Consider the following 14,958-nt stretch of genomic DNA (forward strand, 5'->3'; position numbering starts at 1 on the left):
GAGTAATACTTTCTGATGAATGATAAAACAACCTCTTTACATGCTAACGTGGATCAGCATGAAATCGACAAGTTTGAAAGCGTCGCATCACGCTGGTGGGATCTTGAAGGTGAATTTAAACCATTACACCGTATAAACCCACTAAGACTTAACTATATCCAAGAACGTGCTGACGGCTTATTTGGAAAAAAAGTCCTCGATGTTGGCTGTGGTGGCGGTATTTTATCTGAAAGTATGGCGTGTGTCGGTGCCGAAGTTACAGGCCTTGATATGGGCACAGAGCCATTACAAGTTGCACGCTTGCACTCACTAGAGTCAGGTATTCCTGTGACTTATATTCAAGATACCGTTGAAAACCATGCGAATGATAACCCACAAGCTTACGATGTTGTCACCTGTATGGAGATGTTAGAACACGTTCCAGACCCTTCTTCTGTCGTAAGAGCCTGTGCAAAATTGGTAAAACCCGGTGGACATGTTTTCTTCTCAACCATCAATCGTAATAAAAAAGCATGGCTAATGCTGGTGGTAGGTGCGGAGTATATTCTAAATATGGTACCTAAGGGCACACATGATGCTAATAAGTTTATTCGTCCATCAGAACTGCTCAGTTGGGTTGATGAAACCGACTTACGTAGCAAAAATATGATTGGCTTACATTATAACCCAATCACTGACAAATTCCGATTAGCGCCAAATGTCGATGTGAATTATATGGTGCACACACAATCGACACATAACTCGAATTCGTGAAACTGAAAGTTTGATTTGGTTTAATAAAACATCAAACGATCACATTTTTTAAAATTGACTTTACATCATTGTCACTTGAATTTGAGTTTCTTACTGCCTGTATTTATGCAGGGTACGGGCAGTTATTAAAAAATTTATCCCCTATTTATCCACAGAAACAATCAGATTTGTACACTTGATCAATCTCTCAATTACCTTTATCTTGTTATCACCATTTGAACCAACCCCTATATATTGTGTTTCCTTAAATTTCACACCACAAGACTCCTTGACACACATTGTCATCGGGAGCGTTTTTTTGCGGTATAAAATTTCAGGTAGCACTAATGCAAGAAAGGTGCATCGCTCATGAATCACAGCCTGCTCGTCACAAAACGTGATGGTCATAAAGAACGCATTGACTTAGACAAAATTCACCGTGTAATCGCCTGGGCTGCTGAAGGCCTAGAAAATGTCTCTGTATCACAAGTTGAATTACGTTCTCAGATTCAGTTTTATGATGGTATCAAAACTGCTGATATCCATGAAACACTGGTAAAAGCTGCTGCAGACTTAATTTCAGGTGAAACTCCTGATTATCAATATCTTGCTGCCCGTCTTGCCGTATTTAACTTACGTAAAAAAGCCTATGGCCAATTTGAGCCACCAACGCTCTATGAGCACGTTAAAAAATTAGTTGATTTAGGTAAATACGACCATCATCTTCTTGAAGATTACACCCAAGAAGAATTTGAACAGATGAATAATTTTATTGTTCATCAACGTGATATGAACTTCTCTTATGCTGCAGTTAAACAGTTAGAAGGTAAATACTTCGTTCAAAACCGTATTACTGGCGAAATTTACGAAAGTGCACAATTTTTATATGTTTTAGTTGCGGCTTGCTTGTTCTCTCGTTATCCACAAGCAACACGTATGGACTATATCGAACGCTTTTATAATGCGATTTCTACTTTTAAAATCTCATTACCAACGCCAATTATGGCTGGCGTCAGAACACCAACTCGTCAATTTAGCTCTTGTGTATTAATTGAATGTGACGATAGCCTTGATTCTATCAATGCAACATCAAGCGCTATTGTAAAATACGTTTCTCAACGTGCCGGTATTGGTATCAATGCGGGACGTATTCGTGCATTAGGCAGTGCTATTCGTAATGGCGAAGCGTTCCATACAGGTTGTATTCCTTTCTATAAACACTTTCAAACTGCGGTGAAATCTTGCTCGCAAGGTGGTGTTCGTGGTGGAGCTGCCACACTGTTCTATCCATTGTGGCATTTAGAAGTTGAAAGCCTGCTAGTACTGAAAAACAACCGTGGTGTTGATGATAACCGTGTTCGTCATTTAGATTACGGTGTGCAATTAAACAAATTAATGTATGAACGTTTAATCAAAGGTCAGGATATTACCTTATTCAGCCCTTCTGATGTTCCAGGTTTATATGATGCTTTCTTTGCCAACCAAGATGAATTTGAACGCTTATATGTACAATATGAGAAAGATAAGAGCATCCGCCAAAAACAAGTTAAAGCGGTTGAGCTATTCTCATTAATGATGCAAGAACGTGCATCTACAGGCCGTATTTATATTCAAAACGTTGACCACTGTAATACACACAGCCCATTTGATCCGGCTATTGCGCCTATCCGTCAATCAAACCTGTGTTTAGAAATTGCACTACCTACTAAACCATTAAATGATATTAAAGATCCTAATGGGGAAATTGCACTCTGTACCTTGTCGGCCTTTAACTTAGGTGCAATTGAAAATCTTGATGATTTAGAAGAGCTAGCTCGTTTAGCTGTTCGTTCACTGGATGCGCTATTAGATTACCAAGATTATCCGATCCTAGCCGCGAAACAAGGTGCTATGGGCCGTCGTACCTTAGGTATTGGTGTTATTAACTTTGCTTATTACTTAGCAAAACACGGTGTTCGCTACTCTGATGGTAGTGCAAATAACTTAACTCATCGTGCATTTGAAGCAATTCAATACTATTTATTAAAAGCATCTAATGAATTAGCGAAAGAACAAGGCGCATGCCCATGGTTTAATGAAACCACTTACGCTGAAGGTATTCTACCTATTGATACCTATAAAAAATCATTAGATGTTCTGACAAAAGAACCTCTACATTACGACTGGGAAGGCTTACGCAAAGACATTAAAGAGCACGGTTTACGTAACTCAACATTGTCTGCACTGATGCCATCAGAAACCTCTTCTCAGATTTCGAATGCAACCAATGGTATCGAGCCACCTCGTGGTTATATCAGCATTAAAGCCTCTAAAGACGGTATTTTACGTCAAGTGGTTCCTGAGTATGAGCGTTTGAAAGGCGCTTATGAATTACTGTGGCAAATGCCAAGTATTGAAGGTTATTTGCAGTTAGTGGGCATTATGCAAAAATTTGTTGACCAAGCGATTTCAGCGAACACTAACTACGATCCTACTCGTTTCCCTAGCGGTAAGGTTCCAATGAACCAACTGCTGAAAGATTTGCTGCTCGCTTACAAATATGGTGTGAAAACACTTTATTACCACAATACCCGTGATGGTGCAGATGATGTACAGGGTGATCTGGAAGAAGTCGTTGAGACGGAAGATTCAGATTGTGAAGGCGGCGCGTGTAAAATTTAATTGAGGAAGCTATGTCTTATACTACTTTTTCACAAGTTAAAAATGATCAAATGAAGGAGCCCATGTTTTTTGGGCAACCTGTTAACGTAGCGCGTTATGATCAGCAAAAATATCCTATTTTTGAAAAGCTAATTGAAAAACAACTCTCCTTCTTCTGGCGTCCAGAAGAAGTGGACGTTTCTCGTGACCGTATTGACTACAATGCGTTACCCGATCATGAAAAACACATTTTTATTAGTAATTTAAAATATCAAACACTATTGGATTCGATTCAAGGTAGAAGCCCTAACGTAGCATTCTTACCTTTAATCTCGATCCCTGAGTTAGAAACATGGGTTGAAACATGGTCATTCTCTGAAACCATTCACTCGCGCTCTTATACTCATATTATCCGTAATATTGTTAACGATCCTTCTGTCGTATTTGATGATATCGTTGAAAATGAAGAAATTTTAAAACGTGCGCGTGATATTTCTTCTTACTACGATGAGTTAATCAGATTAACTAACCTTTATCACATGTATGGTGAAGGTGATCATCATGTTCAAGGCAAAACCGTTAATGTGACTTTACGCAAATTAAAGAAACAACTTTATTTGTGTATCATGAGTGTTAATGCGTTAGAAGCAATTCGTTTCTATGTGAGCTTTGCGTGTTCATTCGCCTTTGCTGAACGTGAATTAATGGAAGGTAATGCAAAAATCATTAAATTGATTGCACGTGATGAAGCATTGCACTTAACTGGCACACAACACATGCTGAATCTACTGCGCTCAGGTCAAGACGATCCTGAAATGGCAGAAATCGCCGCAGAATGTGAACAAGAATGCTATGACTTGTTTGTTGAAGCCGCAGAGCAAGAAAAAGAGTGGGCTGAATACCTGTTCTCAGAAGGCTCTATGATTGGTTTAAATAAAGAAATCCTCTGCCAATATGTTGAATATATTACAAATATTCGTATGCAAGCAGTAGGTCTTAAATTACCATTTAAAGCACGCTCAAATCCTATTCCATGGATCAATGCATGGTTAGTGTCTGACAACGTTCAAGTAGCACCTCAAGAAGTTGAAGTCAGTTCTTATCTTGTGGGTCAAATTGATTCACAAGTTGATACTGATGACTTGAGTAATTTTGAACTGTAATACCGAGAAATAACACTGATACGTTATGGCATCTCATAAAGTGACCCTGCATCAGCAGGGTCTTTCAACACCGCTAGAGTTTCATACTGACACCCATCCTTCATTGCTTGATGCTTTAGAGCATGGAAAAGTCCAAGTCGAATACCAATGCCGTGAAGGTTATTGTGGCTCTTGTCGTCTACGTTTAGTGAAAGGCAAGGTTTGCTATCGCAATGAACCTTTAGCATTTATCCAACCCGATGAAATCTTACCTTGTAGCTGTCATCCTATTAGTGACATTGAAATAGAAATTTGCTCTGAATGATTTGAATTATCTTATTTTTCCTTTTTTTCTAACACTGTTATCCATCATTGACTAGAATTAAATTACATTGATGAAAAAAGGAAAAATATTATGAAATTAAATTCTATTTTCTCAGTTGTTGCTATCTCTGCATCACTTTTATTAGTTGCGGGTTGTTCAACTCCACAAAAAATAGAAACAGTAAATGGGGAAACGATTTTAACAACAGATAAGCCCCAAGAAGATGAAAAGACTGGATTAATTACCTATAAAGATGCAGAAACTGGGCAATTGAAACAAATTAATCGTGATCAGATAAGACGAATGGTAGAACTTGACGATTAATAACCTTAATTAATATCCTTAATTAATCCCCCTATTAAGCGCCAATTGATATTTATTAATTGGCGTTTTTTTATTCACTTTTTATTTTCCGTAAAGATATAATTACAGTATACGTAATTAAAATTTGACAGATATTTACCATTCTTATACTCTGCATTTTATATAAATAAAATAGTTAGCAAGCAGAGGACTTAGTGAAAAATCGCACTATAGGTAGTGTTTTTATTGTTGCAGGAACAACAATTGGGGCAGGCATGTTGGCAATGCCACTGGCTGCGGTGGGTATTGGCTTTGGTACTATTATGCTATTACTCGTAGGACTGTGGTTATTAATGAGTTATACCGCACTCTTGCTAGTGGAAGTTTATCAATACAACGATCCTCATACTGGTCTTGGTTCAATTGCTAAGCGTTATCTTGGTGTTGGTGGTCAAGTGATCACTGGGCTTGCTCTACTCTTATTGATGTATGCATTGACGACAGCTTATATTAGCGGTGCTGGTGAATTGCTTTCATCTACCCTATCCTCATGGGTTGGTCATGAACTCTCTGTCACACAAGGTATTATTATCTTTACAGTGATTGGCGGTGCTGTGGTGGGTATTGGTACCACTTCAGTTGATATGATCAATCGACTGCTATTTACAGCAAAAGTTTTTTTCTTAATCTTTATGCTGGTTGTGATGTTACCTCACGTTGAAAGCGTCAATTTAACGTCAATGCCTGTCGCTCAAGGGCTTATTCTTTCTGCTATTCCTGTTATTTTTACTTCATTTGGTTTTCACGGTAGCGTGCCAAGTATTGTAAGTTATATGAATGGTGATATTAGAAAGTTACGTATTATCTTTATTACTGGTAGTGCTATCCCTCTTGTTGCTTATATTTTATGGCAAATTGCCACATTAGGAGCCATTCCTACCAATACCTTTATGGGAATTATGGCGCAACAATCAGGTTTAAATGGCCTACTTACCGCTATCCGCGATGTCGTTGCAACGCCTCGTGTCAATATTGCGGTAAACCTATTTGCCGCATTGGCGTTAGCTACATCATTCCTTGGTGTTGCACTAGGCTTATTTGATTATCTTGCTGACCTATTTAAACGCAGTAATCGTGCAACAGGTCGTATACAGTCAAGCTTATTAACATTCGTTCCACCTTTACTGTGTGCTCTTTATTTTCCTAACTTTGTACAAGCATTAGCTTATGCTGCCATTGCATTATCTATTTTGGCACTGCTACTACCTGCTTTATTAGTTTGGAAAGTAAGACAAGAGCAACACAGCACTGATAAATACAAAGTCAAAGGTGGAAAAGGTGCATTAGCCGTTGTCTTTACTTGTGGCTTAGTTGTGATCGGTATTCAAGTCGCCATCACTTTTGGTTTATTGCCTCAAGTCGGTTAATCATTTTTTATACAGACAACAAAAAAGCAGGTGTTGATTGTTTCAACACCTGCTTTTTATTTAACGTTACTGCAAGTTTTGCTTAGAAACTTAAACCTGCACCAACATAGAAACCATCAGCTAATTTATTATTACTTCTATTATGTGAGTTTTCGATTTCAATCACACGATAACCTGCATTGACATGCAATGGTTTAAATACTGTTAATTGCGCACCCACATCGGCTTCATAATAAGATTTGCTACCAGACGTTAATCCTTCAGGAGAGCCATAAGCCTCACCATAAACACTTAAAGAAGGTAAAATATCCCAGTTAAGTCCAACACCACCAGCTAAAGCAGCGCCATCATCACCATTTTTTGGTGATAAATAGAGTGCTTTACCACCAACACTTGCTGAAAAAGGACCTAAAGGGAGTGCAAATTTTGCACCAAGGCTACCTAATTGACCATCATGATCGCTGCGTGCCCAGTTACCATTAAACGAAAGCCCCGCATTAGGATTACCTAGACCAGCACGAACATCAGTGTAGTGTTTGCCTGCTTGAATATTCATTGAGACTGCATTGGCATTTGTCGCCATAAATAATGCACTTACAGCACCAATCAATAAATATTTTTTCATTGTCATTACTCCAGCAAATAATTGTCCTAACTTATAATTATACAACAAATTTATTAAACAATTTGAGTCAAAATTGAAAGCTAATCTGTAGAATTTTCAATCTATGTAAATAAGTTACGACTATCAATATTATTGGTCTAATTGGTTTTATTAATGAGGACAATATTGTTAAAGTGGCATTGCAGTCAATATTAACCATAATAAGTATAAGGCTGTTTGCTTCGTTTTATTCACACATGCTATTTTTTTTAGAACGTTTACTATTTCATAAACTGGAGATATGTGATGGAAAAGAAAAAGCTAACAACGGCGTCTGGTGCACCTGTTGTAGACAATAATAACTCAATGACCGCAGGCCCTCGTGGCCCAATGTTGCTTCAAGATGTCTGGTTTCTAGAGAAACTTGCTCACTTTGATCGTGAAGTTATTCCTGAAAGACGTATGCATGCAAAAGGCTCAGGCGCTTTTGGTACATTTAAAGTTACTCACGATATTACACAATATACTCGCGCTAAAATTTTCTCTAAAGTGGGCAAAAAAACAGAAATGTTTGCTCGCTTTTCAACAGTTGCTGGTGAAAGAGGTGCCGCAGACGCAGAACGTGACATTCGTGGTTTTGCATTAAAATTTTACACTGAAGAAGGTAACTGGGATATGGTGGGTAACAATACCCCTGTTTTCTATCTTCGTGATGCGCTGAAATTCCCTGACTTAAACCACGTTGTAAAACGCGACCCTAAAACTAATCTACGCAATATGGCATATAAATGGGACTTCTTCTCTCATTTACCTGAAGCATTACATCAATTAACCATTGATATGAGTGACCGTGGTTTACCACAAAGCTACCGCTTTATTCACGGCTTTGGTAGCCATACCTACAGCTTTATTAATAAAGATAATGAGCGTTTTTGGGTTAAATTCCACTTCCGTTGCCAACAAGGCATTAAAAACCTTATGGACGACGAAGCACAAACCCTCGTAGGTCAAGACAGAGAAAGTTCACAGCGTGATTTATTTGATGCTATTGAGCGCGGTGATTTCCCACGTTGGAATTTACAAATTCAAGTGATGCCAGAAAAAGAAGCATCAACTGTACCTTATAATCCTTTTGATTTAACCAAAGTTTGGCCTCATGCGGATTATCCATTAATTGATGTGGGTTACTTTGAGTTAAACCGTAATCCTGAGAACTATTTTTCTGATGTTGAACAAGCAGCATTTAGTCCTGCTAACATTGTTCCTGGTATCGGATTCTCTCCAGATAAAATGCTACAAGGTCGCCTATTCTCTTACGGTGATGCTCATCGTTATCGTTTAGGTGTTAACCATCATCAGATCCCAGTTAATGCACCAAAATGCCCATTCCATAATTATCATCGTGATGGTGCAATGCGTGTTGATGGCAATAGTGGTAGCGGTATTACTTATGAGCCAAATAATGGTGGTATGTTCCAAGAACAGCCTAATTTTAAAGAGCCACCATTATCGATTGAAGGTGCAGCAGATCACTGGAACCATCGTGAAGACGAAGATTATTTCAGCCAACCTCGTGCTCTGTATGAATTACTGAGTGATGAAGAGCATCAACGCATGTTTGCTCGCATCGCGGGTGAATTAATCCAAGCAAGTAAAGATACACAAAAACGCCAAATTGCCTTATTTAAGAAAGTTCATCCTGAATATGGTGCTGGTGTTGAAAAAGCAATGAAAGCGTTAGCGAAAGCAGAAGCTAAGTAACTGCATAATAAGAAGCCTTGTGAGCAACTCGGCAAAACAATAAGGCGCCTTCGGGCGCCTTTCTCATAAGAAACCTGTTCACTATCCCCCCTCTTTATCGACGCTTTACATTAACAATATAGATTTTGAGAGAAAATGTGAAAAATAAATATCAACTTAACATTTGCCCTGTCACCCATTCTTGCACTTGTTTACGGGAGATTTTTATTCCCCCATTTTTAAGACTTTCAGGAAGTTGTAAGCAAGCAACGGGTCGTTGAAATCCGGCTAATCGGGAGTGATACCACTGTGGTAATTGATTGATTATTTCAATATCAGCATCGACAACTGCGACTGGGCGCTGTCCAAATTCAGCATCATCAAGAGGGACAACAAAAGATTGGCTAACACTTGGATGTGTATTAAGGATTTTTTCAATATCTTCTGGCTGAATTCCTTCACCCGCACTGAAAAAAAGATTGTCTAAACGGCCTAAAACACACCACTCGTCTGCACTAAAACAGCCTTTATCTCGCGTTGAATACCATCCATCAGCCGTAAGCGATAGCGGTTTTAATTTACTGTCAAACCAATACCCCAGCGCAACACTGTCAGACATTATCTGGAGTTCATCATCCACTAACCTAACTTCTTTGCCTTTTAGTGGAAGCCCTACTCCTGCTTTACCATCTGCACGCTTTGCACAAATAGTAGAAGCCATTTCTGTCATTCCATAACCACACCAACACTGAATTCCACGATGTTCTGCATCTTGTGTTAACTCAATGGGGATCATCGCTCCACCTAATAAAACAGATCTTAAGGTAGTAGGCTGCTGATTATCTTGTTGAGTACTATTTTGCAAGAAACGCCAAAGTTGAGTAGGTACCAAAGAAGCATGAGTGCAACCTTGTAACGCTTTTTCAAAAGGATACATATCACGTACCACTAGCGTTGCACCACGTAACAACCAACGCCAAAGAATACCTTGCCCAGATACATGAAATAGAGGTAAAGAGAGCAACCAACTATCATTTTTTTCAAAAGGTATTAATGATAGAACACCCTCAGCGCTACAAAGATGCGCATCAAATGTATGTACCGCGGCTTTTGGTAAGCCAGATGAACCAGAGGTCAAGATCAGTGTCGCCATACGAGAAGGCGCCCATGATACATTCCAAATTTCATTTTTATGCTGGCGTGATCTGTTATCAAACTCAACACCATCAAGATCAAGTAAGGTAGCCTCTAGATCCTGTATTGATTCACTCAGATCAGCATAAAAATCAATGTTTAAATGGGGCAGTAAATCATCTAATAAGGACTTAGGAAGTTGTGGATTTAGGGGTAAAACCTTCGCACCACATTGAAAAATAGCGAGTAGTGTAAAAACAAGATTGATATGATTTTTGCCACGTAACAATACGGTGCTTTGGGTATTAACACCCTGCTTAATAAAATGTTTTGCTAATTGATTAATATGACAACTTAATTGTTGCCATGTGATAGGTAAATCACCTGAAATGATGGCCGTTTCATTTGGGCTTAATTGTGCCCAGTGATGCCACGGCCATTGTTTAAATGGAACTACTGTTGCCATACAGTCTCTAGCTGTTCAAGAGAGATAAGCGGAATATCCACATCTGGCCAAGGACGAATAAGCTGTTGCTTAATTAAATCAACGGTATCCAGTCCTGGAATACTATTCGGCGTTAACCATTGTGCAATTCTTGCTAATTGAGTAAGCCCAAAGCTACTTTCAATGCTTGAACTAATAATAGCATCAAGCCCTAAAGCATGTGCTTGCTCAACTAAAGAGCGACAACGTTCAAGGCTTCCCACCAGTGTGGGTTTTATCACAATGGTAGTGACACCAGGTTGTGGTTTTATTTCAAACCCGTCATCTCGCACTGTTTCATCCCAAGCAATATTAATTCCTGTTGCTTGAGAAAAAGCCAGCGACTCTTCTGGTGTTTTACAAGGCTCTTCTAAGAATGCAATACGATCGCGCCATTCAGGGTTTACATACTTCGCAAATCCTTCTGCTTTAGCTGGTGTCCAGCTTCTGTTCGCATCCAATCTTAATTTTAAGTCTGGAATGGCTTCTAATAGCAGGTTAACAACTATTCCATCACGCACCGCTTCATATAATCCCACCTTGATTTTAGCGACTTTTTCACCTTCCATATCATTAAGGCTTAAAATCAAATCATCAGGGTCGCCATTACATAAAGGTGCCGCGCGATAGTTTGCCTCTAGTGGTAATGTGCTTTCAAGCTCTGCTAATGCACAACTTAGGCCAAATGCCACGCTTGGCAGTTCACTGTGCTCTGGGTTTTCCCCCGCACACCACGCAGTTAACCAAGATTGCGCTGATGCTTGTGCTTGCTCTAAAGTTTCACGGCTAAACTCAGGAAGAGGTGAAATTTCACCCCATCCTTGTTTGCCATTTTGCTCTAAACAGACAAGAAAACCATCACGCGTTTTTAGCCTTTGATAGCGCAGAACAACGCCTGCATCTACAGGTAGGCTGAATGAATAGAGTTTGGCGTTTCTCATTATGGGTTACGTTTAAATCGAGAGAAATCAGGTTGACGTTTTTCGTTAAAGGCATTACGCCCTTCTTGACCTTCGTCAGTCATGTAAAACAGCATAGTTGCATTGCCGGCTAATTCTTGCAAGCCTGCTTGACCATCACAATCCGCATTTAATGCTGCTTTCAAGCAACGTAATGCCATTGGGCTGTTTTCAAGCATTTCACGACACCAACGAACAGTTTCTTTTTCAAGAGAGGCATAAGGAACAACAGTGTTAACCAAGCCCATCTCTAATGCTTCTTTTGCATCATATTGACGGCATAAGAACCAAATTTCGCGTGCTTTCTTTTGACCAACAATACGGGCCATATAAGAAGCACCCCAGCCACCATCAAAAGAACCCACTTTAGGGCCTGTCTGACCAAAGATAGCGTTTTCTGCCGCGATAGTTAAGTCACACATCATATGAAGCACATGGCCACCACCAATAGAATAACCAGCGACCATTGCCACAACAGGTTTCGGACAAGTACGGATTTGGCGTTGGAAATCCAACACGTTTAGGTGATGTGTACCGCTATCATCGCGATATCCGCCGTAGTCACCACGAATTTTTTGGTCACCACCCGCACAGAAGGCTTTCTCACCCGCACCCGTTAAAATGATAGTACCAATTGTGTCATCATAACGTGCATCAGCTAATGCTTGGATCATCTCTTTCACTGTCAAAGGACGGAAAGCATTACGCACTTGCGGGCGGTTAATCGTAATTTTTGCAATACCATCGACTGATTTATGGTAGAGAATATCTTCAAAACCTTCAGAACAATCTAGCCATTCAATCGGTGCATATAACTTTTCTTCGCTCGGGTAAAGCATAATTAGGTTCCTTTAACCAAAGAGGGATAAAACATGATTTATCACCGCAGCATAAGCCGCTGGCTGTGCCTGATGCGCATTATGCCCAGCTTGCGGGATAGTCGTTAATGGTAGCGAATATTGCTGCGCTATCGCTTGAAATTTTTTATCTTTCTCACCACAAAGCCAAATAAATGGCAAAGTAAGTTGCTGCAATTCAGAGACTAGCCAAGGCTGATAGCCTAAAGAAAGCATCTCTAAACTTTCTGCAATACAAAATCCCGCATTATGACGACGTTTTTCAACCAATAATCGTCGGTTTTTGTCACTTAGATCAGCAAACACGGGTTGTTGATACCATTGTGTTAATACATCACAAATAGGTTCATTACGAAAACGTTCAGCCCAACGTTTATCATTTGCAATGCGGCTTTGCCTTTCTGTTGCATCATATAAACCTGGGTTGCCACCTTCTACAATCAATCCCATTAATCCGGTTGTATCACCAAAACATGCATGATACATCGAGATCCTGCCACCTAACGAGTAACCAATTAACCAATAATGATCAATATGTTGCTCTTTTAATGTGTCTGTTAATAATGTACTAACTTCAACAAAATCCTTCGCGCTGATAGATGCAGAACCACCATGACGAGGCAAATCAATCACAAGTGATGGATATTCATGGCAAGCCTGAATGACAGACTCCCATTCACAACCTTCACCTAATAGCCCATGCAACCAAACTAACCAAGGCCCTTCATTATGGGTATTATATCGCTGACATGCTAAAGTCATGAGATGTTACCTGTTTTACCAGCTGATTTAATGTTTTTGCACCATCAGTATCATCAACAATTAATTCAATTAATGTCGTTGTTGGCGCCCCTGTCCAGCATTCCTGAACAGTCGTTAACAGTGCATCCCAACTTGTTGGTGATACATAATGTAAGCCAAACATTGCGGCTGCATGTTTGAAATTTAATGAGTGAGGCATACAGTAAAAACGTTCTCGTTCTGCCTCTGGCGTGGGTAACATAGAAAATATTTGTCCACCATTATTATTCACCACAATAATAACATTAGGCGCATAAACTTGTTGATGTAACGCTAAGCTATTCAGATCATACAGTGCCGATAAATCGCCCAAAATTGTTAATGTTGGCTTTTTTGTCGCGCGGTGAACACCCGCAGAGGTTGAAATCAAGCCATCAATACCACTTGCACCTCGGTTACTCATTACAGGATAACCTTGTGGTAATTGAGCAAATGCATCAATTAATCTAACTATCAGACTATTGCCAACAAATAACTGTCCATCACTAGGAAGTAATTTATCTAATTGATGTGCAACCTGCGCTTCACCAAAATAATTCGTTATTTCACTTACCTTTTGATAGGTTTGTGTAGCGATACCTGTTAATGCTTTAGTCCAAGGTAAATTATCAACAGCCGGATGTGCCCTTAACCATTGCATGGGTGATAATGTAAATTTTTCACCTTGATGATGGCCGGGATCTAAGCGTCCCGGAATAGGGTCAACAATCCAATAAGCATTGGGAGAACATCCTACTTGCCATTGCAACAAACGTTTACCTGTTAAGCTTGAGCCAAATTGAATAACGATTTCGGCGTTATTGAGTTTTGATTTTGCTTGCGAGTTATTCAACCATAAATCGACACAAGGTAACGGTTGCCCAGTTTGGGACAATACATCACCTAATAAAGGCCAACCTAATTGTGATGCCCATTTTGTGACTTCAATCCCTTCTTCTGGGCTAATACGCCCAGCGATCACAACACCTTTTTTCTGACGTAACTCATTCCATTGAGGATGTGTTGAAACGGCGTTAAAACGAGTTTCTTGTAACCACGGTTTATCATTTTGCCACCAATTTCCTAAAGCCTCAGTCCATGGCGTTGATATTTCAACATCATCACCATATAGCGGCTCAGCAAAAGGACAATTAACATGTAATGCGCCATGAACCAATGTATTCATCGCATTATCAAGTGTAGAAACTAACCAACTTGCGGGAATATCCGTTGTCGGTCGTGGTAAAGAGAGTGTTTGTGAAGGATGCGTTGCAAAAATACCTTGCTGACGGATAGCTTGATTTGCACCGCAATCAATTAATTCGGGCGGTCGGTCTGCGGTTAAAAAGATAACACGCTCCCCCGTTAATCCCGCTTCAATTAATGCCGGATACAAATTAGCGACAGCGGTGCCTGATGTCACAATCACGCCAACAGGATCTTGGGTTGCTTTTGCCAACCCCAAGGCTAAATGTCCAAGCCCACGTTCATCAAAATGCGTATGACATATTAATTTTTGATTAGCGGCAGCTGCGAGTGTTAAAGGAGTCGAACGTGATCCGGGTGCGATACAGATATGGCGTAAACCATGACGAGTCAAAGTTTCGAGTATAACTTTAGCCCATTGGCGATTAAACGAACTATTAGACATTGATCATCCCAACAACGAAAACCTGCAATTGCTATTATAATATCTGTTCCTAAATACTTTTCCTTAGCCTAGTTCAATGAACAGAAGTTTTCGTTAAATAAATCGTTAAAGAAAACACTCAAAGAGTGCATTATTTAGGCAAATTGTCCGCCTTATTTTCAAAGCGCTCTTTTTTATCGT

13 protein-coding genes are annotated in these 14,958 nt (G+C 39.7%); 7 read left to right on the forward strand and 6 right to left on the reverse strand.

What is annotated here, in order from left to right; translation table 11 throughout:
* Positions 1–15 precede the first annotated feature (15 nt).
* The 6 genes from ubiG to tyrP all read left to right on the forward strand — a co-directional run bounded on the left by ubiG (position 16) and on the right by tyrP (position 6,569).
* Entirely contained in the window at positions 16–753 is a 738-nt protein-coding gene (ubiG, locus tag GTH24_RS12505; RefSeq protein WP_072068585.1) for a bifunctional 2-polyprenyl-6-hydroxyphenol methylase/3-demethylubiquinol 3-O-methyltransferase UbiG, read from the forward strand.
* Positions 754–1,101: 348 nt separating this feature from the next.
* A complete protein-coding gene (nrdA, locus tag GTH24_RS12510; protein ID WP_164526473.1) occupies positions 1,102–3,393 on the forward strand; it encodes a class 1a ribonucleoside-diphosphate reductase subunit alpha in 2,292 nt (763 codons plus the stop codon).
* An 11-nt stretch (positions 3,394–3,404) separates the two neighbouring features.
* Complete coding sequence (gene nrdB, locus GTH24_RS12515; protein ID WP_072068588.1) at positions 3,405–4,535, forward strand: class Ia ribonucleoside-diphosphate reductase subunit beta; 1,131 nt, start codon at positions 3,405–3,407, stop codon at positions 4,533–4,535.
* Positions 4,536–4,560: 25 nt separating this feature from the next.
* Entirely contained in the window at positions 4,561–4,839 is a 279-nt protein-coding gene (yfaE, locus tag GTH24_RS12520; RefSeq protein WP_115350016.1) for a class I ribonucleotide reductase maintenance protein YfaE, read from the forward strand.
* A gap of 90 nt (positions 4,840–4,929) precedes the next feature.
* Positions 4,930–5,163: a YgdI/YgdR family lipoprotein gene (locus GTH24_RS12525; RefSeq protein ID WP_072068590.1), complete on the forward strand. Its 234-nt coding sequence runs from the start codon at positions 4,930–4,932 to the stop codon at positions 5,161–5,163.
* 194 nt (positions 5,164–5,357) lie between these two features.
* Positions 5,358–6,569 carry a tyrosine transporter TyrP gene (gene tyrP, locus GTH24_RS12530; RefSeq protein ID WP_164526474.1) on the forward strand — a complete coding sequence of 404 codons (1,212 nt, stop codon included), beginning with the start codon at positions 5,358–5,360 and terminating at the stop codon, positions 6,567–6,569.
* Between the two features lie 82 nt (positions 6,570–6,651).
* Here tyrP and GTH24_RS12535 read toward each other — a convergent pair whose 3' ends face one another.
* Entirely contained in the window at positions 6,652–7,194 is a 543-nt protein-coding gene (locus GTH24_RS12535; protein ID WP_072068592.1) for a YfaZ family outer membrane protein, read from the reverse strand.
* Between the two features lie 285 nt (positions 7,195–7,479).
* Here GTH24_RS12535 and GTH24_RS12540 point away from each other — a divergent pair, with 285 nt between their 5' ends.
* Positions 7,480–8,934 (forward strand): catalase, encoded by a 1,455-nt coding sequence (locus tag GTH24_RS12540; RefSeq protein WP_072068593.1) that lies wholly within the window; start codon positions 7,480–7,482, stop codon positions 8,932–8,934.
* 151 nt (positions 8,935–9,085) lie between these two features.
* Here the strand turns inward: GTH24_RS12540 and menE are convergent, their stop codons facing one another.
* The 5 genes from menE to menD are packed head-to-tail and all read right to left on the reverse strand — an operon-like array spanning position 9,086 to position 14,778.
* Positions 9,086–10,513 carry an o-succinylbenzoate--CoA ligase gene (gene menE / locus GTH24_RS12545; protein ID WP_072068594.1) on the reverse strand — a complete coding sequence of 476 codons (1,428 nt, stop codon included), beginning with the start codon at positions 10,511–10,513 and terminating at the stop codon, positions 9,086–9,088.
* Complete coding sequence (menC, locus tag GTH24_RS12550) at positions 10,501–11,472, reverse strand: o-succinylbenzoate synthase (protein WP_164526475.1); 972 nt, start codon at positions 11,470–11,472, stop codon at positions 10,501–10,503. Before menC ends, menE begins: the two co-directional genes overlap by 13 nt.
* The gene (gene menB, locus GTH24_RS12555) at positions 11,472–12,329 is read right to left on the reverse strand and encodes a 1,4-dihydroxy-2-naphthoyl-CoA synthase (protein ID WP_036935597.1); all 858 of its coding nucleotides are present in this window, start codon (positions 12,327–12,329) and stop codon (positions 11,472–11,474) included. Before menB ends, menC begins: the two co-directional genes overlap by 1 nt.
* Positions 12,330–12,341: 12 nt before the next feature.
* Positions 12,342–13,109 (reverse strand): 2-succinyl-6-hydroxy-2,4-cyclohexadiene-1-carboxylate synthase, encoded by a 768-nt coding sequence (gene menH, locus GTH24_RS12560; RefSeq protein ID WP_072068596.1) that lies wholly within the window; start codon positions 13,107–13,109, stop codon positions 12,342–12,344.
* Positions 13,084–14,778, reverse strand: coding sequence for a 2-succinyl-5-enolpyruvyl-6-hydroxy-3-cyclohexene-1-carboxylic-acid synthase (gene menD, locus GTH24_RS12565; protein ID WP_164526476.1), 1,695 nt, complete (start codon positions 14,776–14,778; stop codon positions 13,084–13,086). The genes menH and menD overlap by 26 nt, the downstream gene beginning before the upstream one ends.
* Positions 14,779–14,958: the final 180 nt, after the last annotated feature.

It is taken from the genome of Proteus vulgaris, from assembly GCF_011045815.1.
Classification (GTDB): Bacteria; Pseudomonadota; Gammaproteobacteria; order Enterobacterales; family Enterobacteriaceae; genus Proteus; species Proteus vulgaris_B.

Coding starts and splice junctions, on each gene's coding strand:
- menH (WP_072068596.1), bottom strand. CDS start 13,109: ATGACTTTAGCATGTCAGCGATATAATACCCATAATGAAGGGCCTTGG.
- nrdA (WP_164526473.1), top strand. CDS start 1,102: ATGAATCACAGCCTGCTCGTCACAAAACGTGATGGTCATAAAGAACGC.
- menB (WP_036935597.1), bottom strand. CDS start 12,329: ATGCTTTACCCGAGCGAAGAAAAGTTATATGCACCGATTGAATGGCTA.
- yfaE (WP_115350016.1), top strand. CDS start 4,561: ATGGCATCTCATAAAGTGACCCTGCATCAGCAGGGTCTTTCAACACCG.
- GTH24_RS12535 (WP_072068592.1), bottom strand. CDS start 7,194: ATGAAAAAATATTTATTGATTGGTGCTGTAAGTGCATTATTTATGGCG.
- ubiG (WP_072068585.1), top strand. CDS start 16: ATGAATGATAAAACAACCTCTTTACATGCTAACGTGGATCAGCATGAA.
- GTH24_RS12525 (WP_072068590.1), top strand. CDS start 4,930: ATGAAATTAAATTCTATTTTCTCAGTTGTTGCTATCTCTGCATCACTT.
- nrdB (WP_072068588.1), top strand. CDS start 3,405: ATGTCTTATACTACTTTTTCACAAGTTAAAAATGATCAAATGAAGGAG.
- GTH24_RS12540 (WP_072068593.1), top strand. CDS start 7,480: ATGGAAAAGAAAAAGCTAACAACGGCGTCTGGTGCACCTGTTGTAGAC.
- menE (WP_072068594.1), bottom strand. CDS start 10,513: ATGGCAACAGTAGTTCCATTTAAACAATGGCCGTGGCATCACTGGGCA.
- menD (WP_164526476.1), bottom strand. CDS start 14,778: ATGTCTAATAGTTCGTTTAATCGCCAATGGGCTAAAGTTATACTCGAA.
- menC (WP_164526475.1), bottom strand. CDS start 11,472: ATGAGAAACGCCAAACTCTATTCATTCAGCCTACCTGTAGATGCAGGC.